Source organism: Mycobacterium sp. BK086 (genome assembly GCA_004362315.1).
Lineage (GTDB): Bacteria > Actinomycetota > Actinomycetes > Mycobacteriales > Mycobacteriaceae > Mycobacterium.
Map to the genome: position 1 here is coordinate 1,068,909 of SNWL01000003.1, position 22,895 is coordinate 1,091,803.

19 protein-coding genes are annotated in these 22,895 nt (G+C 67.1%); 7 read left to right on the forward strand and 12 right to left on the reverse strand.

Annotation, left to right across the window (positions count from 1 at the left end):
• Position 1: 1 nt before the first annotated feature.
• Genes EV580_RS05165 through EV580_RS33615 form a run of 4 tightly spaced genes read right to left on the reverse strand, consistent with a single transcriptional unit; the run spans position 2 to position 2,512 of the window.
• Complete coding sequence (locus EV580_RS05165) at positions 2 to 766, reverse strand: NUDIX hydrolase (RefSeq protein WP_353619843.1); 765 nt, start codon at positions 764 to 766, stop codon at positions 2 to 4.
• Positions 767 to 825: 59 nt separating this feature from the next.
• The gene (locus tag EV580_RS05170) at positions 826 to 1,683 is read right to left on the reverse strand and encodes an ABC transporter ATP-binding protein (RefSeq protein ID WP_133690023.1); all 858 of its coding nucleotides are present in this window, start codon (positions 1,681 to 1,683) and stop codon (positions 826 to 828) included.
• Positions 1,626 to 2,339: a membrane protein YczE gene (gene yczE / locus EV580_RS05175; protein WP_133690024.1), complete on the reverse strand. Its 714-nt coding sequence runs from the start codon at positions 2,337 to 2,339 to the stop codon at positions 1,626 to 1,628. Before yczE ends, EV580_RS05170 begins: the two co-directional genes overlap by 58 nt.
• Entirely contained in the window at positions 2,336 to 2,512 is a 177-nt protein-coding gene (locus EV580_RS33615; protein ID WP_208114598.1) for a hypothetical protein, read from the reverse strand. The genes yczE and EV580_RS33615 overlap by 4 nt, the downstream gene beginning before the upstream one ends.
• A 56-nt stretch (positions 2,513 to 2,568) precedes the next feature.
• Between EV580_RS33615 and yczR the strand changes: the two genes are divergently transcribed.
• Positions 2,569 to 4,014, forward strand: coding sequence for a MocR-like transcription factor YczR (yczR, locus tag EV580_RS05180; protein WP_133690025.1), 1,446 nt, complete (start codon positions 2,569 to 2,571; stop codon positions 4,012 to 4,014).
• 227 nt (positions 4,015 to 4,241) lie between these two features.
• On the opposite strand, the gene serB is transcribed toward yczR, so the two are convergent.
• Together serB and ctaD are read right to left on the reverse strand one after the other, a co-directional pair.
• A complete protein-coding gene (gene serB, locus EV580_RS05185; protein WP_166654643.1) occupies positions 4,242 to 5,468 on the reverse strand; it encodes a phosphoserine phosphatase SerB in 1,227 nt (408 codons plus the stop codon).
• Positions 5,469 to 5,497: 29 nt separating this feature from the next.
• Complete coding sequence (ctaD, locus tag EV580_RS05190) at positions 5,498 to 7,243, reverse strand: aa3-type cytochrome oxidase subunit I (RefSeq protein ID WP_166654585.1); 1,746 nt, start codon at positions 7,241 to 7,243, stop codon at positions 5,498 to 5,500.
• Positions 7,244 to 7,406: 163 nt separating this feature from the next.
• Here ctaD and EV580_RS05195 point away from each other — a divergent pair, with 163 nt between their 5' ends.
• The 3 genes from EV580_RS05195 to EV580_RS05205 all read left to right on the forward strand — a co-directional run bounded on the left by EV580_RS05195 (position 7,407) and on the right by EV580_RS05205 (position 9,922).
• Positions 7,407 to 8,456: an iron-siderophore ABC transporter substrate-binding protein gene (locus tag EV580_RS05195; protein ID WP_286171453.1), complete on the forward strand. Its 1,050-nt coding sequence runs from the start codon at positions 7,407 to 7,409 to the stop codon at positions 8,454 to 8,456.
• Between the two features lie 17 nt (positions 8,457 to 8,473).
• Entirely contained in the window at positions 8,474 to 8,749 is a 276-nt protein-coding gene (locus EV580_RS05200; protein WP_133690028.1) for a YciI family protein, read from the forward strand.
• 123 nt (positions 8,750 to 8,872) lie between these two features.
• Positions 8,873 to 9,922 (forward strand): NAD(P)-dependent alcohol dehydrogenase, encoded by a 1,050-nt coding sequence (locus EV580_RS05205; protein WP_133690029.1) that lies wholly within the window; start codon positions 8,873 to 8,875, stop codon positions 9,920 to 9,922.
• Positions 9,923 to 9,925: 3 nt separating this feature from the next.
• Here the strand turns inward: EV580_RS05205 and EV580_RS05210 are convergent, their stop codons facing one another.
• Complete coding sequence (locus EV580_RS05210) at positions 9,926 to 10,255, reverse strand: DUF3349 domain-containing protein (RefSeq protein WP_133690030.1); 330 nt, start codon at positions 10,253 to 10,255, stop codon at positions 9,926 to 9,928.
• A 74-nt stretch (positions 10,256 to 10,329) separates the two neighbouring features.
• Positions 10,330 to 11,214, reverse strand: a complete 885-nt coding sequence (locus EV580_RS05215) for an alpha/beta fold hydrolase (RefSeq protein ID WP_133690031.1) — start codon at positions 11,212 to 11,214, stop codon at positions 10,330 to 10,332.
• Between the two features lie 133 nt (positions 11,215 to 11,347).
• Here EV580_RS05215 and EV580_RS05220 point away from each other — a divergent pair, with 133 nt between their 5' ends.
• From EV580_RS05220 to EV580_RS05230, 3 genes are all read left to right on the forward strand, one after another.
• A complete protein-coding gene (locus EV580_RS05220; RefSeq protein ID WP_133690032.1) occupies positions 11,348 to 12,193 on the forward strand; it encodes an MlaE family ABC transporter permease in 846 nt (281 codons plus the stop codon).
• 63 nt (positions 12,194 to 12,256) lie between these two features.
• Positions 12,257 to 14,887, forward strand: coding sequence for an FAD/NAD(P)-binding protein (locus EV580_RS05225; protein ID WP_166654586.1), 2,631 nt, complete (start codon positions 12,257 to 12,259; stop codon positions 14,885 to 14,887).
• Positions 14,888 to 14,971: 84 nt separating this feature from the next.
• Positions 14,972 to 16,252: a PE-PPE domain-containing protein gene (locus EV580_RS05230; RefSeq protein ID WP_133690034.1), complete on the forward strand. Its 1,281-nt coding sequence runs from the start codon at positions 14,972 to 14,974 to the stop codon at positions 16,250 to 16,252.
• Here the strand turns inward: EV580_RS05230 and EV580_RS05235 are convergent.
• The 4 genes from EV580_RS05235 to EV580_RS05250 all read right to left on the reverse strand — a co-directional run bounded on the left by EV580_RS05235 (position 16,146) and on the right by EV580_RS05250 (position 22,873).
• Entirely contained in the window at positions 16,146 to 19,304 is a 3,159-nt protein-coding gene (locus EV580_RS05235; RefSeq protein ID WP_286171525.1) for an AAA family ATPase, read from the reverse strand. The genes EV580_RS05230 and EV580_RS05235 overlap by 107 nt on opposite strands.
• Before the next feature lie 101 nt (positions 19,305 to 19,405).
• On the reverse strand, positions 19,406 to 20,380 hold the full coding sequence (gene nrdF, locus EV580_RS05240; protein WP_133690036.1) for a class 1b ribonucleoside-diphosphate reductase subunit beta: 975 nt from the start codon (positions 20,378 to 20,380) through the stop codon (positions 19,406 to 19,408).
• 161 nt (positions 20,381 to 20,541) lie between these two features.
• Positions 20,542 to 22,089, reverse strand: coding sequence for a flavin-containing monooxygenase (locus EV580_RS05245; protein ID WP_133690037.1), 1,548 nt, complete (start codon positions 22,087 to 22,089; stop codon positions 20,542 to 20,544).
• 49 nt (positions 22,090 to 22,138) lie between these two features.
• The gene (locus EV580_RS05250; RefSeq protein ID WP_133690038.1) at positions 22,139 to 22,873 is read right to left on the reverse strand and encodes a TetR/AcrR family transcriptional regulator; all 735 of its coding nucleotides are present in this window, start codon (positions 22,871 to 22,873) and stop codon (positions 22,139 to 22,141) included.
• Positions 22,874 to 22,895: the final 22 nt, after the last annotated feature.

Consider the following 22,895-nt stretch of genomic DNA (forward strand, 5'->3'; position numbering starts at 1 on the left):
GTCAGTAACCCTGCGGCGCGCGGCGGTTGCGGGCCTCGTTGTAGCGGTCGCTGTTGAAGAACTCGATCTCCCAATTGCCATTGTGGACAGCAAGATTGGGCTGCACCACCACGATCTGACGGTCCAGTGCCAACACCTCGCCGACCGTGCGTCCGGCCAGCGAGTCCAGCTGCGTCCAGGTCGGCGGCAGTAGGAAGGTCCTGGCCTCGGCGAAATCCTCGAGCGCCGCTTCGGGGCTGCTCCACGCCACCTGTTCGGATTCGGTGTTGTGGCCGTCGGCGCGCTGACCGTCCGGAAGGGCGCCGACGAAGAAGTACGTGTCGTAGCGGCGGGTGCGCTCCTCTTCGGGAGTGACCCAGTTGGCCCACGGCCGCAGTAGGTCGGCGCGCAGCACCAGGTTTTCCCGGCGCAGGAATTCCGAGAACGACAGGCTGCGGTCGACCAGGGCCGCACGGGCATCGCGATAGATCGACGTGTCGGCGACGATGCCGTCGGGATCGTCGGCAGGCCCGGCGAACAGCACCCCGGATTCCTCGAACGTCTCGCGCGCGGCGGCGCACACGAGCGCTTCGGCGAGGTCGTCTTCGATGCCGAATCGCTGCGCCCACCAGTCCGGCCCCGGGCCGTACCAGGCGATGTCGGAGTTGCGGTCGCGGTCGTCGACACCGCCGCCGGGAAACACCGTGGTGCCACCGGCGAACTCCATGGCGCGGTGCCGCCGCATCAGAAATACCGAGATGCCCTCGGCGGTGTCCCGGATCAACATGACCGTCGCCGCCGGTCGGATCGGCAGCGGTTCGGGCTTGTCCCCGGTCACTTGCTCGCTCACAAACGCCTCCTGTGGGCCGCGCGACTGCGCACGCGCCGGGCGAAGTAGCGGCCGTCAATGTTGTCCAGCGCGATCGATTGCCCGAACGCGGTGGACAGGTTTTCCGATGTCAGCGTGTCATGCAGCAGTCCGCCGGCCACCACCTGGCCCTCGGACAGGATGAGGCAGTGGCTGAAACCGGGCGGGATCTCCTCGACGTGGTGCGTGACCAGCACCAGCGCCGGCGCATCGGGATCGGCGGCCAGATCGGCCAGCCGGGACACCAGCTCCTCGCGGCCGCCCAGGTCGAGACCGGCGGCCGGTTCGTCGAGTAGCAGCAGCTCCGGATCGGTCATCAGCGAACGCGCGATCAGCACCCGCTTGCGCTCACCTTCGGAGAGGGTGCCGTAGGTGCGTTGGGCCAGGTGCTCGGCGCCGACGCTCTCCAACGTGTCGACGGCCCGTTCGTAGTCGACGTCTTCGTAGGTCTCCCGCCAGCGGCCCAGCACCGCGTAACCGGCCGAGACGACCAGATCGCGGACCACTTCACCATCGGGCACCCGCTGCGACAGCGCCGAGCTGCTCAGGCCGACCCGCTGGCGCAGTTCGGCCATGTCCGTGCGGCCCAGGCGCTCGCCCAGCACGTGCGCGGTGCCCGACGACGGATGTTCCATGGCGGCCGCGATCCGCAGCAGCGAGGTCTTGCCGGCGCCGTTGGGGCCGATCACCACCCAGCGTTCGTCGAGTTCGACCTGCCAGGTGATGGGTCCGACCAGGACCTGTCCGCCACGGCGCAGCGATACTTTCCGGAAGTCGATCAGCAGGTCGGGGTCGACCTCGTCGGCGGCATCGGGCACTGCACCATCGTGCCGCATTCGTCTCGATCCGCACGTCTGGGGTCGTTGCGATTTCGGGTGTGTCCGACCAGATGTGCCCAGCCGCTCACGGCCAGGACCGGCTTGGGTGTCAGCCGCAGCAGCAGCTGAACCATCGGTCCGATCCCGAACGCGTAGATGACGGTGCCGACACCGACGCTCCCACCCAGCAGCCAGCCGAGGGCCAGCACGGTGGCCTCGATCGCGGTACGCACCAGTCGCACCGAAAGGCCGGTCCGCGCAACCAATCCCGTCATCAGCCCGTCACGGGGTCCGGGCCCGAGTCCGGCGCCGACGTACAACACGGTGGCCACGGCGTTGAGGACGACCGCCCCCAGCATCAGGGCGATGCGAGCCGGCATCGACTCGGGTGCGGTCAGCACGGCCAGCCCGGCGTCGACGGTGATCGCGATGACGATGACGTTGGCGACGGTGCCGATGCCGGGCTTGTTCCGCAACGGAATCCACAACAACAGCACGACGACGCCGACCACCGCCGAGGCCACTCCGATGGTCATCGGGGTGTGCAACGTCAGGCCCTGGTGGAACACGTCCCAGGGGTCCAGCCCCAGACTGGCCCGCACCATCATGGCCATCGAGAAGCCGTAGCAGGCCAGTCCGGTCAGCAGCGCGACTCCGCGCAGCGCCGCCCTCACCGGTGGTCGGAGAAGCGGACGCGCAGCGCGTCGAGGTCACCGCGTAGCCGGCGGGCGTCGGCGTCGACGTCGTCCCAGCCGGTCGTCGTCGGGTTCCATGGGCCGTGATCGGCGTCCAGCAAGGTCGCCAGTCGGTGGGCCACTCGGGAAAACCAGGTACTCATGACAGCCATGCTTCCTCCCGACTGGCTTGCCCATCAATAGCCAGTTCGGTCATACTGGCATGCAAATGGTGACTCCTATGACGACCAGAGCCCTTGATCCGGACCTGTTGGCCCGCGAACTGGGCAACTGGCGTACTTCCAGCCGCAGTGGCCCCACCTATCAGGCGCTGGCCGACGGCCTGCGGATGTTGATCGTCGACGGCCGGCTTCCGGTCGGGTCGCGCCTGCCCAGTGAGCGCGTGCTGGCCGAGGCGCTGCGGGTCTCCCGCACCACCGTCACCGCGGCCTATACCGAGCTGGGCGAGAGCGGCTACCTGCATGCCCGCCGCGGTGCCCGCAGCACGGTGGCGCTCCCCCACACCCCGATCGCCGTGCCGAGTGATACGCCGGCCCGGATCAACCTGGCCGAGGCCGCCCTGGCCGCCCCGGCCAGCGCCGTGCAGGAGGCGTTCTCCGAGGCCGCCCGCCAGTCCGCCACGTACCTGCAAGAGACCGGTCACGACATGCGCGGGGTGCTGGCATTTCGCACCGCGATCGCCGAACGGTATTGCGCCAGAGGGCTTCCCACCACCGCCGATCAGATCATGGTGACCAGCGGCGCACAGCACGCGATCGCGCTGATCCTGGCGACCTACATCCAGCCCGGCGACCGGGTGCTTGTCGAACAGCCGACCTACCACGGCGTGCTCACCGCGATCGCCACCGCGGGCGCACGACCGGTCCCCGTCGCAATGACAAGGGAGGGTTGGGAACTCGACGCCGTGCATGCGGCCGTTCGTCAGCTCGCCCCGACCCTGGCCTACCTCGTGCCCGATAACCACAATCCGACGGGGTTCTCGATGCCGGCCGCTGATCGCAAGCGATTATCCGACATCATCGCCGAGACCCGCACCCGCACAGTGATCGACGAGACCATGACCGACATCTGGCTCGATGAGCCGGTGCCCCCGCCGGTGGCCGCGTCGATGGGTTCGCGGACAGACCTGATGATCACGATCGGCTCGATGTCGAAGTCGTTCTGGGGCGGCATGCGCATCGGCTGGATCCGGGCCGAGCCGAACGTGCTCGCGACGATTCGCGCATTGCGCCCGTCGATCGATCTCGGCACGTCGGTGATCGAACAGCTGGCTGCCGCATGGCTTCTCACCGAGCGGGCCGACGACGTGCTGCCTGAGCGCCGGGAGATCCTGCGCGGCAGAAGGGCTTTGCTGCTCACGCTGATCGAGGAGCACCTGCCGGACTGGCGTCCACTGCCGGGCAACGGCGGGATGTCGATGTGGGTGCAGCTGCCCGCCCCGGTGAGCTCGGCGATGTGCGCGTCGGCGTCCCGGCTCGGTGTCGAGTTGCCGCCGGGCCCTCGCTTCGGCGTCGACGGCACACTGGAGCGATTCGTCCGAATTCCGTTCGCACTGCCCGAAGCTGAGCTGACCGAGGCCATCGAACTGCTCGGTCGGGCGTGGCGCAACATCACCGGAGCAGCTATCCCCGAGACAACGGCCGTCGTCATCTAGCGCGCCGACAGTAACGCCATGGCGAAATACCGCAACGATTTCCGCCGTGGCGTTACGCTCGCCTACTCCGGCGCACTGGCGCCGAGATCGACGGTAGCGAGGGCGCTTCTCGAACATTCCCGCGCCAGCGTCGATCTCGATGTTGCTTTGCGCGCCCAGCGTGGGCGTTATCGGTGAAAAGACCGACGATCGTCAACGAAAACCCGCACGCTCGGCGGGTCGCGCCTCTACTCCGGCGGGATCGCCACCCGGCGCAGCGTGCCGTCGACCGCATCGGCCGCCTCGATCTCGGCACGGGTGATACCCAGGATGAACAGCACGGTATCCAGGTAGGGATGGCTCAGCGAGGCGTCGGCGACCTCGCGCAGCGCGGGTTTGGCGTTGAACGCCACGCCCAGGCCGGCGGCCGCCAGCATGTCGATGTCGTTGGCGCCGTCGCCGACGGCCACCGTCTGCTCCATCGGAACGCCGACCTGTTGCGCAAAGTCCCTCAGCGCCTTGGCTTTACCGGCGCGGTCGACCACCTCACCGACCACCCGGCCGGTCAGCTTGCCGTCGACGATCTCCAGTTCGTTGGCAGCCACGAAGTCCAGCATCAGCTCGTGTGCCAGCGGGTCGATGACCTGACGGAAACCGCCGGACACCACGCCGCAATGAAAACCCAAGCGGCGCAAGGTCCGGATCGTGGTGCGCGCACCGGGGGTGAGCTCGATCTGGTCGGCGACCTCCTCGAGCACCTCGGCGGGCAGGCCGGCCAAGGTGGCCACCCGGCGATGCAGTGACTCGGCGAAGTCCAGCTCGCCGCGCATGGCGGCCTCTGTGACAGCGGCGACGGCTTCCTCGGCGCCGGCGTGGGCGGCCAGCATCTCGATGACCTCGCCCTGGATCAGGGTCGAGTCGACGTCGAACACGATGAGCCGCTTGGCCCGTCGCTCCAGGCTGTAGTTCTCGACGGCGATATCGAGACCCTGCTCGGAGGCCACCCGGGCCAGCACCGTCTGCAGTTCGCTGCCCACCCCGGCAGGCACCGACACCCGCAGCTCCAACCCCGTCACCGGGTAGTCGGAGACGCCGCGGATGAAGTCGATGTTGACCCCGAGTGCGGCCGCGCCGCGGGCCACCACACCGAACGCCGCGGCGGTGATCGGCCGCCCGAGCACCACGATGGTGTGGGTGGACGGTTCGCGGATGATCGGCATGTCGTCGCTGCGCTCGATCGTGACGTCCAGCCCGACGCGGTGAATCGCATCGGTGACGTCGTCACGAAGCTGGGCACCGTCGGCCACGTCGGCGCGCCCGGACACCAGCACACCGAGCGTCAGACGCCCGCGGATCACGACCTGTTCGACGTTGAGCAGGTCGACCTCATGGCGGGCCAGCACCTCGAAGAGCGCCGAGGTGACCCCAGGCTGGTCTACACCGGTGACGGTGATCAGCACCGACACCTTGGACATGGTCATACCGAGAGTTTATGAATCCCGGGCTAGGTGCGGACGTGCTCGTCGTCGAGGCGCGTGACGTCACCGTCGTCGGGGCCGTGCGCACGACCCACGTGAGCTTCCTTGCGCATCCGCTCGATCATGTGCGGGTAGTGCAGCTCGAAAGCGGGCCGCTCCGAACGGATCCGGGGCAGTTCGGTGAAGTTGTGCCGCGGCGGCGGGCAGGAGGTCGCCCACTCCAGCGAGTTGCCGTAGCCCCACGGATCGTCGACGGTGACGACCTCGCCGTAGCGCCAGCTCTTGAAGACGTTCCAGGTGAACGGCAGCACCGAGACACCGAGGGTGAACGCGCCGATGGTCGAGACGATGTTCAGGGTCTCGAAGCCGTCGGACGGCAGATAGTCGGCGTAGCGGCGCGGCATGCCCTCGTCACCCAGCCAGTGCTGCACCAGGAACGTGAGGTGGAAGCCGATGAACGTCAGCCAGAAGTGCACCTTGCCCAGCCGCTCGTCGAGCAGGCGTCCGGTCATCTTCGGGAACCAGAAGTAGATACCGGCGTAGGTCGCGAACACGATGGTGCCGAAGAGCACGTAGTGGAAGTGCGCGATGACGAAGTAGCTGTCGGAGACGTGGAAGTCGATCGGCGGGCTGGCCAGCAGCACGCCGGACAGGCCACCGAGCAGGAACGTCACCAGGAAGCCGATGGAGAACATCATCGGCGTCTCGAACGTCAGCCGGCCCTTCCACATCGTGCCGATCCAGTTGAAGAACTTGATGCCGGTGGGCACCGCGATCAGGAACGTCATGAAGCTGAAGAACGGCAGCAGCACCGCGCCCGTGACGTACATGTGGTGCGCCCACACCGCCACCGACAGCGCGGCGATGCTGATCGTGGCGTAGATCAGGGTGGTGTAGCCGAAGATCGGCTTACGGGAGAACACCGGGAAGATCTCCGAGACGATGCCGAAGAACGGCAGCGCGATGATGTACACCTCGGGGTGCCCGAAGAACCAGAACAGGTGCTGGAACAGCATGGTGCCGCCGTTGGCGGGGTCGTAGATGTGCGCACCGAGGTGGCGGTCGGCGGCCAGGCCGAACAGCGCCGCGGTCAGCAGCGGGAAGGCGACCAGCACCAGGATCGACGTCACGAAGATGTTCCAGGTGAAGATCGGCATCCGGAACATGGTCATGCCGGGGGCACGCATACAGACCACGGTGGTGATCATGTTGACGCCACCGAGGATGGTGCCCAGACCACCGACGGCCAGGCCGAGGATCCAGAGGTCACCGCCGGCGCCGGGGCTGTGCATGGCGTCCGAGAGCGGGGTGTAGGCCGTCCAGCCGAAGTCGGCGGCACCACCGGGGGTGATGAAGCCGGCCAGCGCGATCATCGCGCCGAAGACGAACAGCCAGAACGACAGCGCGTTCAGCCGGGGGAAGGCCACGTCGGGGGCGCCGATCTGCAGCGGCAGCACCAGGTTGGCGAACCCGAACACGATCGGCGTCGCGTAGAACAGCAGCATCGCGGTGCCATGCATGGTGAACAGCTGGTTGTACTGCTCGTTCGAGAGGAACTGCAGGCCCGGAACGGCCAGCTCGGCGCGGATGAACAGCGCCATCAACCCGCCGAGGAAGAAGAAGATGAAGCAGGCGACGCAGTACATGATGCCGATCAGCTTGTGATCGGTGGTGGTCACCAGCTTGTAGATCAGGTTGCCCTTGGGACCCATCCGTGCAGGCATGGGCCGAGTGGCCTCGAGTTCTCCCCGCGAAGGCACTACGGCAGTCAACGGTCCTCCAAAATCAGTTAGCGCACCCGAGAACGTGCTCCTGATCCTAACCGTCCGGGGCTGCCGATGGGCTGTGGGTCCTACATTCTGTCGTAATTGACAGCTCGACACCCTGCCCCGCAGGTCAGCGGCCCTGCCGCGGGCGGGTGTTACCGTCGGCGTCGTGTTGATCGGCGGGAAGCGTTCGGGCGTCGTGATGGCGGCCGGAGCGGTGCTCGCAGCGGTCGCCATGACGGTCGCCAGCGGCTGCTCCGGTTCGTCCAAGAACCCCGCGCCGTCGGCCGCGAGCAGCATCGTCACCAGCACCACCAAGATCGCGAGCGCGGGCGTGTTGGGCAATCAGCGCCGCCCCGACGAGTCGTGCGCACCCGAGCCGGCCCGGCTCGACCCGGGCGGCCCGGACCCGCAGCGCATCGTCGTGCTGGCCGGCGACGAGCTCGACGCCCTCTGCGCGCTGGGTCTGCAGTCGCGGATCGTGGCCGCCGCGCTGCCCGACGGGTCGGCGAGCCAGCCGTCGTATCTCGGCACCGTCATCCACGACGTGCCCGGCGCGGGCACGCGCAGCTCACCCGATCTGGCCGCGATCGCGGCGGCCAAACCCGATCTGATCCTCGGCTCGCAGTTGTCAGCGCAGTCGCATGACGCACTGGCAGCCATCGCGCCGACGGCGTTCACCGATGCGCCGGGCGCCAAGTGGCAGGACAACCTGCGCGCGATCGGCGCGGCGACCGGAAGGGCCGAGGCCGCGAGCGATCTGGTCGGTGACTTCACCGAGGCCGCCAAGCAGAAGGGCCTGGCCAACGATGCCCCGCACTTCCAGGCGTCGATCGTCCAATTCACCGACACCACGATGCGGGTGTACGGCGCCGAGAACTTCCCAGCCTCGGTGTTGGCCGCCGTCGGTGTGGATCGTCCTGCGGCCCAACGATTTACCGACAAGCCCTATCTCGAGATCGGGATCTCCGACACCGACCTGAGCCATGCGGATCTCTCCCCCGCCGATGGCGACATCATCTATCTCTCGTTCGCGTCGCCGGCGGCCAAGGACCGCGCCCCGGCCGTCCTGGACAGTCCGGCCTGGCGCAAGCTGTCGGCCAACCGTGACAACCGGGTGTTCGTGGTCAACAACGAGGTGTGGCAGACCGGCCAGGGCATCGTCGCCGCCCGCGGCATTCTCGACGACTTGCGCTGGCTCAACGCCCCGATCAACTAGAGGTAACGTTCGTCACTGTGTTCCATGTGTTGATCGGCACGTACACCCAGCCCGCCGAGGTCGTCGAGAAGACCCGTCCCGCGCACCTGGCGTGGCTGCAGGACGAGGTCGACGCCGGTCGTCTGCTGATCGCCGGCCGCCAGGAGTCCGGTGCCGGTGGCCTGCTGTTCACCGCGGACATCGACACCGAAGCCGTCCAGGACATCATCGACCGCGATCCGTACACGCAGGCCGGGGTCGCCACCTACCAGCGGGTGTCCTTCAACGGCGCAATTCGCGCAGCCGGGTTATAAATCTCTCAGGCGGGAATTGCGCACGCGTCTCGCCCGGTTGTTTCCCGTAGGTCGCAACGTCGCGGCACTCTCCCACACGCTGACTCGATCAGTGCTGCCCGAAACGTGAACTCAAGGACAACGATGAGCACAGTTACCGCATATGCCGCCACATCCGCCACGGAGCCGCTGGCCAAGACCACCATTACCCGCCGTGACGTCGGCCCGCACGATGTGAAGCTCGACATCCACTTCGCCGGCATCTGTCACTCCGACATCCACACCGTGCGCGGCGAGTGGGGCGACGTGGAGTATCCGATGGTGCCCGGCCACGAAATCGCCGGTGTAGTAACGGAAATCGGCCCCGAGGTCACCAAGTACAAGGTCGGCGACCGCGTCGGCGTCGGCTGCTTCGTCGACTCCTGCCGCGAGTGCGACGCCTGCCTGGCCGGTGTCGAGCAGTACTGCACCAACCCGGGAATGATCGGCACCTACAACGGCGTCGGCCGCGACGGACAGCCCACCCAGGGCGGGTACAGCGGTGCGATCGTCGTCGACGAGAACTACGTGTTGCGGATCCCGGACAGCATCGCGCTGGATGCCGCTGCCCCGCTGTTGTGCGCGGGTATCACCCTCTACTCACCGCTGCGGCACTGGAATGCCGGGCCGGACAAGCGGGTCGCCGTCATCGGCCTCGGTGGCCTCGGTCATGTCGGCGTGAAGCTGGCCAAGGCGATGGGCGCCCACGTGACCGTGCTGAGCCAGTCGCTCAAGAAGATGGAAGACGGTCTGCGCCTGGGCGCCGACGAGTACTACGCCACCAGTGACGCAACGACTTTCACGACCCTCAAGGGCACGTTCGACCTGATCCTCAACACCGTGTCGGCGAACCTGGACCTCGAGTCGTACCTCGGTCTGTTGGCCCTCGACGGGACGCTCGTCGAACTCGGCATGCCCGAACATCCGATGGAAGTGCCGGCCGCGGCGCTGATCTTCGGCAGGCACAGCCTGTCCGGGTCCCTGATCGGTGGCATCGCCGAGACGCAGGAGATGCTCGACTTCTGCGCCGAGCACGGCGTGACCCCTGAGATCGAGGTCATCGCACCGGATTACATCAACGAGGCCTACGAGCGGGTGCTCGCCAGCGATGTGCGGTACCGCTTCGTGATCGACACCGAGTCGCTGCGCGCCTAGCGACTATTCGCCGACCGTGTCCTCGGTCACGCCGGCCAGCGGCCAGCCCGCCGCGGCCAGCGTGGCCGCCACACGCTTGACATTCTCCGGCCCGGCGTCGTGGTGGCTCACGTCCTTGATGAATTCGGCGATCTCGTCCTCGTCGATCCCGCCGTCCAGCGCGGGCGAATCCTTGGCGGTGAGGTTGGCGACGACCTCTTTGATCTGGTCCTCAGTCAGCGGGGTCGCGCGCAGCAGCGCCAAGAGCGGGACCCGGTCGGGACCGGGAACGCCGTTCGGGTAGCCGGCGCGCAGCCAGTTGAGGATCGAGTGCAGAAGCGACGTAGTGGTCACGTCGCCCAGTCTCTCGGTTGCGTCCGGACAGCGCCAGCACCGGTTGGACAGTTCGCCGCCGGTTCACACCGCGTTCACCGTTCGTCGGGGCACCTGGCCAGGAATTCCACCACCGCCTCGGCGAACAGGTCGTTACGATCGCCGGCCACCATGTGGCCGGCGCCGGCGACGTCGACGAACTCGATCCGCGGGAACCGCTCCAGAAACGCGTCGGCGCGGTCCTGGGTGACGAGATCGCTCATCTGCCCGCGCACCAGGAGCATCGGGACGCCGGCGGCCAGGATCGCCTCGACCGCCGCATTCATCCGCTCGGCCTCGGTGACCTCGACGGGCGGGCTGGCCGCGGTGCCGTCGATGAACTTGGGATCCCAATGCCAGTACCAGCGGCCGTCGCGCTGACGCAGGTTCGCGCGCAGACCGTCGAGGTCGGCGGGCCGCCGCCGGTTCGGGTTGTACTCCTGGATCATGTCGGCCACCTCGTCGAGCGACTCGAAGCCCGACTCCATGCGGTCGTACATGAACTGGTGGATCCGCTCGGCTCCGGACGGGTTCATGTCGGGAACGATGTCGACCAGGACCAGCGCGCGCAGGGCTTCGGGGGCCAGCTCCCCGGCGAGCAGCATTCCGGTGAATCCGCCCAGTGACGCACCGACGAGCACCGGCCGCGGCGGCAGCTCACGCAGGAGTTCCAGTACGTCACCGGCGAAGCTGACGACCCGGTAGTCACCGTCCTCCGACCAGTCGGATTCACCGTGTCCGCGCAGGTCGACGGTGATCGCCTGCCAGCCGCGCGCGGCCACCGCGGCGGCGGCCCGCCCCCAGGAGCGGCGGGTCTGCCCGCCGCCGTGGAGGAAGACAACGCTCGGCGCGCCGGGATCGCCGAAGCGGTCGGCGGCAATTCTCACGCCGTCCACGCCGAGGGCGCTGAACGGTTCGGGTGCGGTCACGCCCTTCAGCATCCGCGATGTAACCGCCGGCTCAAAGCACCTGTCCCATCCGAATGAAGCCCATGGGTGTCGATAGGTGGGACAAAGGGCCCTACAACGCCGCGTGACGGGCGCGGACCTTCAAGTACGTGAACAGGGAACCGTCGTGACGCACCGTGGCGTCTATCCCCGGCTGACCCGCGCCGCGGAACGGCCGTGGTACGTGCTGGGCCGGGTCGGCGATCAGGCGCTGTTCTACGCCAAAGCGATCGCGGCCATCCCGACCGCGGTGCGCTACTACCGCAGCGAGATCATCCGCCTGGTCGCCGAAATCAGCATGGGCGCAGGGATCTTGGCGATGTTCGGCGGAACGTTGGTGGTCGTCGGATTTCTCACGGTCGCGACCGGCGGCACGCTGGCGGTGCAGGGGTACAGCTCGCTGGGAAATATCGGCATCGAGGCGCTCACCGGCTTCCTGGCCGCATTCATCAATGTGCGCATCTCGGCGCCGGTCGTCGCCGGCATCGGTTTGGCGGCCACATTCGGTGCCGGCGTGACAGCCCAGCTCGGCGCGATGCGGGTCAACCAGGAGATCGACGCGCTGGAGGCTATGGCCATCCAGCCGGTGGCCTTCCTGGTGAGCACCCGGATCGTCGCCGGAATGATGTCGATCGCTCCCCTGTACGCCGTCGCCGTCATCCTCTCCTTCCTGGCCAGCCGGTTCACCACCGTGGCTCTCCTCGGCCAGTCGGCGGGGTTGTACGACCACTACTTCTCGACGTTCCTCAGCCCGATCGACTTGCTGTGGTCGTTCGCCCAGGCCATCCTCATGGCTTTGGCAATCCTGTTGATCCACACCTACTTTGGATTCTTCGCGTCCGGAGGACCGTCCGGAGTCGGCGTTGCGACAGGCGACGCTGTGCGGACCTCGCTCGTCGTCGTGGTGTCGGTGACACTGCTCATCTCGCTGGCGATCTACGGCAGCCAGGGGCGGTTCAACCTTGCCGGCTAGCACATTGCGGTCTCACGATTTCGCCACCGCCGGCCTCGCGCCGAGCGATAGCATCCCCCCGTGATGCGCGTGGCCATTGTGGGCGGTGGGGCCGCGGGAGTGCTCGCCGCGATCCACCTGCGCCGCAACACGCCGGATGCCCAGATCACCCTGATCGACGCCTCCGGACGCCCCGGCACCGGCGCGGCCTACGGCACCAGCGATCCGTCCCACTTGCTGAACGTTGTCGCCCCGCGGATGTCGGTGTGGCCCGACGATCCCGACCACTTCCGTCGCTGGCTCGACGAGCGCGCTGTGACGGCGGTCGAGGGTTTCGCTCCACGCCTCGCCTATGGCCGCTACTTGCGCGAAGAACTCATCGCCGCGAACGTCCGTATCGAGACGGCCGAGGTCGTCGGCCTGGTTCCGGGAACCGCCACGCAGCTGAAGCTGAACGACGGCAGGACGTTGTCGGCCGACGTGGTCGTGCTCGCCTCGGGCCGCCCTGACGGAGGCATGCCGGATTCCCTGGAGCGTGCGTTGGCTCCGGTATTGGCCGCCGACACCGACGGCAGAGTGGTCGTCGATCCGTGGGCGCCAGGGGCTCTCGCCGCACTAGGTGCGCGTCGACCCGAGACCGTCCTGGTGATCGGCTCCGGACTCACCGGCGTCGATGTCGCACTGCATCTCATCGCGCGCGGCGCCACGGTCACGTTGCTGTCCCGCAATGGTGCACTCCCCCAACGGTTCCGCAATGCGGGTGCACCGGCGGAGCTACCTCATCTCGATGCGCTCGGCCCCGAGATCTCACTGGAGCAATTGCGCGCCGCCCTCGGTGCGGATCTCGAGCAGGCACGCCAAGCAGGGTTGGACTGGCGACAGGTCATCGACGCGATCCGGCCACACACCGCCCGGCTGTGGCGTTCGCTCGGGTGGGAGGACCAGCGCCGATTCCTGCGGGAAGACTTGCGGCAGTGGGAGATCCTGCGCCATCGCATGCCGCCATCGGTCGCCGATGCCATCGAATCGGCGATCGAACGCGGCCAATTGGCCGTCGCGGCGGGTGAGGTCGCCGATGTTTCGCTACGCGGCGACGGCGTCGAACTGGTCGTCACCACCAGCGACCAATCCATCCGCCGCCGCGGCGATGCGGTGGTGGTCGCCACCGGCACCGCGTGGGACCGGCGATCCTTGCAACGTTCCCCGCTGTGGGCGAACCTGCTCGCCTCCGGCGTCGCGTCCTTGCACCCGTGCGGGATCGGCGTGCGCCTCGACGACGACGGCCGCCTCGTCGACGAGTCCGGCGCGACGGTCCCCGGCATCGTGTGCCTCGGGTCGATTCGCCAAGGTGAGGAGTGGGAGACCACCGCCATTCCCGAGATCCGTGCGCAGGCCGCGGCCGCCGCGAAACTGGTCGCCGACGACATCCGCGGTCACCCACCGCAGGTGCCACGTCGTGTCCCGGCGACGCCGCAATTGACCGGCGCCGCAGCGTCATACGCCGAAGGTGTGCGGCGTCTGCTCGCCGTCCAGGACGGCGCGTCGATGGCGTTCGCCGCCGCTGTCGCCGAAGATCCCGGCCATGCCCGGGCGCACGTTGCGCTGGCGATGATCGCCATGGAACGGCCCGACCGCGCCGGCGGTCCCGACGCCGTCGACGGCCATCTCGCACGGGCGCGGGCAGCACTCGCCCGAGGCAGTGCCGAGGACCGCAGTCACGTCGAGGCGATTGCGACGTGGTGCGAGAAGGGAAATGCGGCAGGCACGGAGGCGCTGATCGAGCATCTCGAGCGGGCACCGGATGATGCCGTCGCGCTGCTGGTTCTCGCGCCCTCGATCGCGTTCGCAGGAGCCGGTGACGCGTTGCCCGACGCGTGGCAGTACGTCGAGCAATTCACCGGCGTGCACGGTGAGGCGCCGTGGTATCTCGGTCTGCGCGCCTACGGCCGGACCGAGCAGGGCCTCTGGTACGACGCCGCCGATCTTGCCGACGCCGCACTCGAACTAGACCCGGCCAATGGCAATGCAGCACATGCCCTTTCGCACGTGCACTACGAAACCGACGCGCACGGCGCCGGTTTGAAGTGGCTGACCGACTGGATCCCGAGCCACGGCAGCACGCAGCGCTACCTCCCGCACTTCCAGTGGCACGCCGCGCTGCACGAGCTCGCCATGGGTGACGCGGCCGCGGCGGCTCGCCGGTACGCCGCGTTCCTGGCCCCGCCGCATTCGCGGGACGTACGCTGCCTGGTCGACGCCGGCTCGCTGGCATGGCGGGCGCGCCTGCATCCGGATTGGGTCACTCCGCCGGATCCGATGCCGCTGCTCGCCGAGGCCGGTTCACTTGCCTACGCGCCGCAAACGGCGTTCATCGCGTTCCACGCGCTGCTGGTGCTGGCCGCCGCCAACGATCCGGCCGCGATCCGCGCGATCACCGTTCCGGGCGCGACCGACGAGCAGTCAGCCACGCTCGGGTTGATCGGTGAAGGTCTCATCGCGTTGGTGGATGGCGAACCCCGCGCCGCACTGGACCATCTGCTCGAGTCACTGCCGGGCCTGCCCTCGATCGGCGGGAGTCGTGTTCAGCAGGAAGTCATCCTGGAAACCGCCTTGGCCGCGATGCTCCAGCTCGGGGCTCCAGGCCAGGCAGGCCGGCTGTTGTCGCGACACCGTTCGTCACCTGGCCCACAGGTGACGCGCGGCGCCGTGAACTGATTGCCGTAGTGCGCTACTGAGCCCCTCTGCTCGGCGCAGAGTGACGATTGCCCTCAGCGACACACAAGGGGCAGGGCAATGGGTATGACACGGCGCATTGGCACTTCGGTCGGCGCGGTCGTCCTCGCGGTGGCCGCGACGGTGACACCGGTGGCGGTGGCTGACGAACCCGATCGAACGGCCCTGATCTTGTGCGGAACCACGTGTCCGACACCAGACGAAACCTATATCGACATCGTCAAGAACCAGTACATCGAGCCGACCCATCCAGGCGACGTCATTGATTACGTCCCGGTGACCGCGCCGCAGCAGATGTGGCCCGTCACCGGCGTGTTGCGCGTGGTCGGTGTTGTTTTCGGAGATCCGCGCCTCTTCGGACCCGGCGGACCGGCGTGGCCTGACGAGCCCTGGTGGAAACTCACCGGACTCTTCGACCTCACGGCCAATCAGTCGCTGGCACTCGGGGCTGCCGATCTCGAGGCCGCGATCACTGCGCACGGCGGCGATCATCTGACCATCTACGGCCTGTCGCAAGGCGCCGGCGTCGCCAACGTGGTGAAAAAGAAACTGGCAGAACACTATCCGGAGGGGACGACCGCCCCCGATATCGACTTCGTCTTGAGTGGTGATCCGAATCTACCCAACGGCGGCTTGATGTCTCGCTTCGGCGGCGCCTACATTCCGATTCTCGACTTTCCGTTCAACGGGCCCGCGGCGACTGACACCCAGTTCAAGACGGTCGAAATCAACCGGCAATACGACGGATTCACCGATTTCCCGCTCTATCCGCTCAACGTCGTCGCAGACCTGAACGCGATTATGGGCATCCTCTACCTACATGCCAATTCATTCGATGTCAGCCTGCCCGCCGATCCAACGACATCGCCGGCGTATCAAGGCACCCACGGCGATACCAGCTACTACTTCTTCGAAACTCAGCATCTCCCACTGTTCGCCCCGCTGCGGGCGCTCGGGGTGCCCGAGAAGCTGATCGACGTGGTGGAACCGTTCTTCCGGGTGATCGTGGAAGCAGGCTACGACCGCACCATCAAACCGTGGGTGCCCACCCCGGCCCGGTTGCTCCCACCGTCGCCCGATCCCGGGAAGTTCGCCGCGGATCTCGCCGGTGCGATCGACGACGGCATCAACAACGCCAAGGCGCTCGTCGGCCCGCTACCGAAACCAGGGACCGGCTTGGGTCACTATGGCCCCACATCGCCCAGCACCGCGACATCTACCAAGCCGAACGCTCGGCCCGTCAAGGCAGCATCTCAGCCCACGCAAGGTGCCCCTCGAAGCCGAGCGACTTCGCCATCGCGCGGTAGCGATCACGACGGTCGCGGTACGTCGGCTCGTCGCCGGTAGCCTTGGCCAGCAGCGTGTGCATCCTCAGTAGCATGATCTGGCAGATCGGCGAATCCGCGGGCAGGTCCCACAGGCTGTCGACCGCCTCGCGCGCCTCGGCCACGTCTGCGGGCGCCGTTCGGTCGAGCAACACATCCACCAAAATGCTTGTGCCCCAAAGACCATAGAAGACGTTTCCCGCACTGCGCAGCTCGGTCACGGCTGCCCGCGCCAACTCGATGGCCGCGTCGAGGTCGCCGCGTCGCGCCTGCTCACGCGCCGCCCACACGTCGGTGACCGGGATGAGGAACAACGCGCGCTTGCGCAGCCAGACGCCGCGGGCACGCATCATCAGTTCAAGCCCGCGCGCACGATCCGATGGATCGTCTCGATTCAACAGCGCAACGGCCAATGTGTATGCGGCCAAACCCAATGCACGATCACTACTAGCCCGCTCGGCGGTCTGCACCGCGTCCGCGCTCACCCGCACCACGTAGGCACTCGTCTGAAGCACGCCGTACTGAATCGCGAAACCGTAGGTCCACGCGACGGCACCGGACAGTGTTTCGGGGTTACTGCGCCGGGCCAGCGCGATGGAGTCCTGGAGGTCGAGACGCCATCCCGGACGCCCCAGCCACCACTGGGCAGTTCCGCGCCACGCCAACGCGATCGCCAGCGGTGAACCCATCCCGAATCCGGCGCCTTTGTCCGGGTCTCCTGCCGCAAGGTCGACGATCGTGTCCGACCACCGCAGAATCTCGCGGAATTCACCGACGCCGAGCCAATTGACGAACGCCAAGAACGCCAACCCCATGGTCGGGGTGGGATCTCTGATCGCCTCCAGCAGGGCCATCTGTTCGGTCGCGAGTTCGCCCGCCTCTCGGGTGCGGGCGGCGTAGCAGAGGTCGGCCGCCAGGGCGGTCATGCCGATGGCCAGTGAGGTCTTATCCCCTGCCGCGGTGCATAATTCACGCAACTCTTCGAAACGTTCCCGGCTGTCTAGGACCGCGCGGGCTTGCCAGTCGGTAGCACACAGCATGGTTCGCGGGGCGATACGCATCGACAACTGATCGGTTTGGTCGTCAGGTAGCCGGTCGCCGATGGCGCGTGCGCGCTCCCAACTTATCCGAGCCGCGGCAAGATCACGGTTGGTCGACCAGGCGCCGGCACGCATATGCCAGCCGTAGGCGGCGCGCAATTCTCCTGCGGCTTCGAGCTGTTCGGCGATCAACGCCGCGTTCTCGTCCAGGGATCCCGGCGCACGTTCTTGGATGGCGGCCGCCAGACGCCGATGCCATCCCGCGCGATCCGATTTCAATTGCGATTCATAGACAACCGCATGGATCAGCGGATGGCGGAACGCGTACTCGGCGCGTGGCCCGAACCGCACGTGCTCGATCAACTCGGCACGCAACAGCTCGTCGAACACGGGATCGATACCCAGCGCGGCCAGTAACCCCGCCCCGAAACGCGCCCCGATCACCGATGCGGCGTTCACCGTCCGCCTGGCAGGCTCGGTGAGCCGGTCGATGCGCGCCCCGATCGCTGCCTGCACCGTGGCGGGCACGCTCACGTCGGCGATATCCGTCTGGCACACGTAATCACCGTGGTACCCGGTCAGCACGCCGCGCTGCACCAGCTCGCGCACCATCTCTTCGGCGAAAAAGGGATTCCCCGCCGAACGCTCGGCGATGAGCCTGGCAAGCTCACCGACGGAGGAATGCGACCCCAGCAGCTCGCGAAGCAGGGCCGCGCTGTCCGAATCATCCAGTGGGCCAAGCCCCAACGTCTGCGCACCGGACACCCCCACCAACGCGCCCTGGTATTCGGGGCGTGAGGTGATGACCACCATCGACGGGGTCTGCGGGATCACCGCAAGGAAATCGGCCAGCATCGATTCGCTGACCGTGTCGATCCAGTGCACATCTTCGATGACGAACAGCGCCGGTCGCGTGCGCGCCAGCGATGCGGAGTTGATCAGACCGGTCAGCCGGCGCCGCCGTGCGTCCGGATCGATCTGGGCCACCGGCACTTCGGGGTCGGCGATGCCGAGCAGATCGTCGAGCAGCAGCAGATCCTGCGGGTCGGCGTCGGGAAACTGTTCGCGCACGCGGGCGCGCGCCGCTTCGCCGTCGAGGTCCCCGATTCCGATGCGTCCGCGCAACAACTGGGCCACCGCACCGAAAGGGATATCAGCGGTGTGCGATTCGCAGAAGGTCCAGTACACCGTGAACCCGTGCCGGGTCGCCAGGGCCGCGGCCTCGCGGGCCACCCGGCTCTTGCCGACGCCAGGCGGGCCCACCACATTCACCACAGCACCGCCACCACGGGTGGCGTTGTCGACCATTGCGTCAAGTGCCGCCAACTCCCGGCGGCGCCCGACCAGGCTGGCCTCGGTACGCGCAGACCCCTGATCGCGCCGCCCGATCCCGAGCAGTCGGCGCACCGGCACGGGTTCGTCGGCGCCCTTGATACGTGCCCACGCGCGGTCCGCCAACAACACGCGACGCTGATCGACAAGTGCGGCGGTCGATTCGGACAGCATGACGCCGCCCGGGGGCGCAGCAGATTCCATCCGTTGCGCCATCCCGACGTGTTCGCCGGTCGCGCGGTATCCCAGTGAGCCCGAACCGATCTCGCCCGCGATCACCCGTCCTGAATTGAGTCCCACCCGCAGTTGCAGCGCCACCTTGTCGGTCCGGTGTACCTCGGCCCCCAGCCGGGTGGTTTCTTCCTGGATCGCGACGGCGGCGAGGCAGGCCCGAAAGGCGTGGTCCTCCAGAGCAACCGGCGCACCGAAGATCGCCATCACCCCGTCGCCGGTGTACTCCACGGTCCCGCCATAGCGGCGCACCACGGCCGCCGAACGCTCCAGTAGCTCGGTCATGATCTCGCGCAGCCGCTCGATATCGACCGACGCCGCGATGTCCATCGACCGCACGACGTCGGCGAAGAGCACCGTCACCTGCTTGTACTCCGCCGACCGTCCGGCAGGCGCGACAGCTGCACCACACTGATTGCAGAAACGGGAGTTCAGCGGAAGGTCAATACCGCACGATGCGCACGACAGCACTGATGCCGCCTGTTCATCGCGACCGTCCCCCGACGCGCCCACGCCCACATGGTGTCACCGCTCGCCAGCGGTGTCACGCCAATTCGCTCGTGGAGCCGGAGCTAAAAGTCCCAGTCCTCGTCTTCGGTAACGACGGCCTTGCCGATGACGTACGACGAGCCCGACCCGGAGAAGAAGTCGTGGTTCTCGTCGGCGTTCGGTGAAAGCGCGGACAGGATCGCCGGATTCACGTCGGTCTCGTCGCGCGGGAACAGTGCCTCGAAGCCCATATTCATCAGCGCCTTGTTGGCGTTGTAGCGCAGGTACTTCTTGACGTCCTCGGTCAGCCCGACCGCGTCGTAGAGATCCTGGGTGTACTCGATCTCGTTCTCGTACAACGCATACAGCAGTTCGTAGGCGTAGTCCTTGAGGTCCTGCTTGCGCTCATCGGTCTGGGTCGCATAACCCTTCTGGAACTTGTAACCGATGTAGTAGGCGTGCACGGCCTCGTCGCGGATGATCAGCCGGATCAGGTCGGCGGTGTTGGTCAGCTTGGCCCGGCTCGACCAGTACATCGGCAGATAGAAGCCGGAGTAGAACAGGAACGCCTCGAGGAAGACCGAGGCGATCTTGCGCTTGAGTGGATCGTCGCCGCGGTAGTAGTCGAGGATGATCTGCGCCTTGCGCTGCAGGTTGACGTTCTCCTCGGACCAGCGGAAGGCTTCGTCGATCTCGGTGGTCGAGCACAGCGTGGAGAAGATCGAGCTGTAGCTCTTGGCGTGCACCGATTCCATGAATGTGATGTTGGTCAGCACCGCTTCTTCGTGCGGGGTCAACGCGTCGGGGATCATGCTGACGGAGCCGACCGTGCTCTGAATGGTGTCCAGCAGCGTCAGCCCGGTGAACACCCGCATGGTCAGCTGCTTCTCGTCGGCGGTCAGCGTGCCCCACGACGGGATGTCGTTGGACACCGGAACCTTCTCAGGCAGCCAGAAGTTGCCGGTCAAGCGATCCCAGACTTCCGCGTCCTTTTCGTCAATGACACGGTTCCAGTTGATCGCCGTCGCCCGGTCGATCAGCTTTGTTCCATCGCTCACCGAAACCCCACTTCACCACGCTGTTTGCCCCGTTGCCGGCTGATGACCAAACACTACCCCTGGGGTCGGACAACAAGCCGCAACACAACAACTTGTGTTTCGCGCGTCCCGAATCCACAGGTCCGCCGCGCGTGTCGAAAAGAGCCCGGCGTGTCGGGCGATCAGCCCGCCGCGGCCCGCGTCGACGGCCGTGCCTGCGCCCCGGAGCCGACCCCGGTGAAGCGGTACTCCGACTTTTTCAGCGAACGCGTCGCCAACCAGTACTGCCACGTCATGCCGCTCCACAGCGTGCGGTTCTTGCCGTGCTCGTCGAGATACCAACTGCTGCATCCGCCGGTGCTCCACACCGCCCCGCCCAGTCGCTGCTGCAGTTCGGCATTGAAGGTGTCCTGCGCCCAGCGACTCGGCGCCAGCGCCTGCGCCCCGGCCTTGTCGACGGCATCGATCGCCTGGCCGACGTAGCGGATCTGCGACTCGATCATGAACACCACCGAGTTGTGGCCCAGGCCGGTGTTGGGTCCAAGCAGAAAGAACAGGTTCGGCATGTCGGCGACGGCGATCCCGCGGTGGGCCTGCACGCCCTCGCGGTTCCAGCGGTCCACCAGGTCCTCACCGCCGGGGCCCTTGATGCCGACGTAGGTATAGGAGTCGGTGACGTGGAAACCGGTGGCGAACACGATCACGTCCACCTCCCGCTCAGTGCCGTCCTCGGTGGCGATGCCATGTGGGGTGATCCGGGCGATCCGATCGGTCACCAGTTCCGAATGCGGTCTGTCGATTGCACGGAAGTAGTTGTTGGAGAAGAGGACTCGCTTGCATCCGACCTGGTACTTCGGTGTCAGGCGACGGCGCAGCTCCCGATCGCGGACCTGGTGACGGATGTTCCACTTGCCGGCCTTCTCGCCGAGCACCAGCAGCTCCGGTCGCTGGGTCATCGCGAAGCCCAGCGCTTCCTGGAACCAATAGATGCCGGTGCGCAGCGCCGCGCGGGCGCCGGGAACCGTACCGAACGCGTTGCGCATCCAGTCCGGGATCGGGTTGTTGGACCGCGGCAGCACCCACGCGGGCGTGCGCTGGTAGAGCTGCAGCTCGCCGACCTTGTCGACGATCTCGGGGACGAGCTGAATGGCACTGGCCCCGGTGCCGATCACCGCGACCTTCTTGCCGGTGAGGTCGACGCTGTGGTCCCACTGTGCTGAATGGAACGCCTCGCCCTGGAAGTCGGCCAAGCCCTCGAAGTCGGGCACCGCCGGGATGTGCAGCGCCCCGGCACCGGAGATCAAGAATTGAGCGACGTACTCGCGGCCGTCCTTGGTGAAGACGTGCCAGCGGTATTCGGCGTCGTCCCAGTGAGCGCGGTCGACGTGGGCGCCGAAGCGGATGTAGCGGCGCAAGCCGTGCTTCTCGGTCACGCCCCTGAGGTAGTCGAGGATCTCCGGCTGCAACGACCACATGTAGGTCCAGTCCGGCTTGGGCTCGAACGAGAAGGAGTAGAGGTGCGCCGGGATGTCGCAGGCGCAGCCCGGGTAGCTGTTGTCGCGCCAGGTGCCGCCGACGTCGTCGGCCTTCTCCAGAATCAGGAAGTCGACGCCGCGACGCTGGAGTTCGATCCCCATGCCCAGCCCGGAGAATCCGGTGCCGATGACCAGCGCCCGGGTGTGGACGGGCTCGGTGGTGGCGTCGGCGACGGTCGGTTCAGCAACAGTCATGCCACCAAAGTACCCAATACCGGCGGTATCGCCTATAGCGTCCGGTGGCTCAGCCCGCGGCGCGCCGCTGCATCGCGTCGTGGATGGGACGCTCGGGATCGAGGTGCACGCCGAGGAGGTCGGCGGTGCCGTTGACCGTGCCGAGCATGATCGTCGTCAAGTGGTTGATGAACTCGTCGGTCGGCATCCGGCGCGGGCTGTCCGGGTCCGGGCCCAACCACCAGTCGGTGGCCGCCGACGCCGCACCGAACGCGGCCGCGGCGGCCAGTTCCAGGGCCGCCGGGTCGAGCTGCATGCCGCTGAGCTCGTTGTTGAACGTGTCAGCGAACGCCATGGTGATCTCGCGTCCTTCGTTGAGCGCGATCTGGGTCGATTCCGATTGCTCGGGAAACCGGCCCTGCAGCATGAAGCGCAGCACGTTGGGATGCTGTTCGACGAGGTTCACGTACTCGGCGACACCGCGGCGGACGACCTCGCGCGTGGGGTCGGTGGCGGCGTCGATGTTGGAGAAAATCGCCGTCCACAACATGTCGCGCAGCCGCTTGCCGATCGCCTGGAACAGGTCGGACTTGTCTTTGAAGTGCCGGTAGATCTTCGGCTTGGCAGTGCCCGCCTCTTCGGCGATCTCGCGCAGGCTCACCTCGGGCCCGTGCTTGTCGATGGACCGGAACGCGGCGTCGACGATCTCGCGGCGCACCTTCTTCCGGTGCTCGCGCCAGCGCTCGCTGCGCGCGTCGACCTTGCCCGGTTCCGCGCCGGATCGCGATCTGGACACTCTGCGCACGTCAAGCACTGTACTCGGGCCA

Coding starts and splice junctions, on each gene's coding strand:
- EV580_RS05230 (WP_133690034.1), top strand. CDS start 14,972: ATGACACGGCGCATTGGCACTTCGGTCGGCGCGGTCGTCCTCGCGGTG.
- EV580_RS05215 (WP_133690031.1), bottom strand. CDS start 11,214: ATGCTGAAGGGCGTGACCGCACCCGAACCGTTCAGCGCCCTCGGCGTG.
- EV580_RS33615 (WP_208114598.1), bottom strand. CDS start 2,512: ATGGCTGTCATGAGTACCTGGTTTTCCCGAGTGGCCCACCGACTGGCG.
- EV580_RS05245 (WP_133690037.1), bottom strand. CDS start 22,089: ATGACTGTTGCTGAACCGACCGTCGCCGACGCCACCACCGAGCCCGTC.
- EV580_RS05205 (WP_133690029.1), top strand. CDS start 8,873: ATGAGCACAGTTACCGCATATGCCGCCACATCCGCCACGGAGCCGCTG.
- EV580_RS05170 (WP_133690023.1), bottom strand. CDS start 1,683: ATGCGGCACGATGGTGCAGTGCCCGATGCCGCCGACGAGGTCGACCCC.
- serB (WP_166654643.1), bottom strand. CDS start 5,468: ATGTCCAAGGTGTCGGTGCTGATCACCGTCACCGGTGTAGACCAGCCT.
- yczR (WP_133690025.1), top strand. CDS start 2,569: ATGGTGACTCCTATGACGACCAGAGCCCTTGATCCGGACCTGTTGGCC.
- EV580_RS05165 (WP_353619843.1), bottom strand. CDS start 766: ATGTTGATCCGGGACACCGCCGAGGGCATCTCGGTATTTCTGATGCGG.
- EV580_RS05225 (WP_166654586.1), top strand. CDS start 12,257: ATGCGCGTGGCCATTGTGGGCGGTGGGGCCGCGGGAGTGCTCGCCGCG.